This is a genomic window from Nocardiopsis lucentensis DSM 44048 (assembly GCF_000341125.1).
GTDB classification, from domain to species: domain Bacteria; phylum Actinomycetota; class Actinomycetes; order Streptosporangiales; family Streptosporangiaceae; genus Nocardiopsis; species Nocardiopsis lucentensis.
This window is the reverse complement of the sequence record NZ_ANBC01000924.1, coordinates 1-1,005: the sequence shown is the minus strand read 5'-3', so window position 1 is coordinate 1,005 and position 1,005 is coordinate 1. Positions and strand designations below refer to the sequence as shown.

Here is a 1,005-nt window from a genome sequence, read left to right as displayed (position 1 = left end):
CCGGCCGGTCCCGCCCGCGTCCGCGGCGGACGGAGCGGGAGAGGGGACGTCGGCGAGACCGTCCGCATCGGGTCCGAGCAGGGCCCAGGAACGCGGCGGGGCGGTGTTCGCGGGCCGTGGCCGCCACTCGACCCGGTACAGCGGTCCGGAGTCGGCGTCCGCGCCGAGCAGTTCGGCCAGGCGTCCGTTCGACAGCGGACGCATGACCAGCGAGTCCAGGGACAGCACCGTCGCCCCGGTGGTGTCGACGGCGTGCAGGGAGACGGCGCCGTCTCCCGCCCGCGCCAGCCGGACGCGGAGCACGTCGGAGGGGGCGGTGGTCGACCGTGACCTGACCCCCTGCCAGGCGAACGGCAGCAGCACGCCGTCGTCGGGGAGGTCGAGGAGCCCACCGGCCACCCACGGCTGGAGCGCGGCGTCGGGGAGGGCGGGGTGCACACCGAACCGGCCGGAACCGGTGGCGGCCCGGTCGGGCAGCCGAACCTCGGCGAGCAACGCGTCCGGTCGCCGCCACACGGCGCGCACCCCGCGGAACACCTCGCCGTACTCGTAGCCCAGAGCGGTGAACCGGTCGTAGAGTTCGGACCCCTCCACACGCTCTCCGGCGGGCGGCCAGTCCCGCGCCCAGTCGGCGGACGGGACGGTCGGAGCCGGGTCCGGGACGAGGACGCCCTGAGCGTGGCGTGTCCAGGTGGCGGGGGAGCCGTGTCCCTCGGGGGAGGAATGGATGGAGACCGTGCGCCGCCCGGAGTCGTCCGCTGGCGACACCCGGAGCTGCACCCGCACGCCTCCGGTGGCGGGGAGGACGAGCGGTGCCTCCAGCTCCAGCGAGTCGAGCGAGTCGCAGCCGGTGGCGGAACCGGCGTGCAGAGCCAATTCCACGAAGGCCGTGCCCGGGAGCAAGACCGTCCCGGACACCGCGTGGTCGGCGAGCCAGGTGTGCTCCGAGCACGACACGCGCCCGGTGAGCAGGAGTTCTCCCGAGTCGGCCAGTGGCAGGCCGCC

1 protein-coding gene is annotated in these 1,005 nt (G+C 75.4%); it reads right to left on the bottom strand.

The annotated features are described in order from the left end of the window. Positions 1–1,005 (bottom strand): polyketide synthase dehydratase domain-containing protein (locus D471_RS37345; RefSeq protein WP_040692263.1); only part of this gene is annotated, 1,005 nt, incomplete at both ends.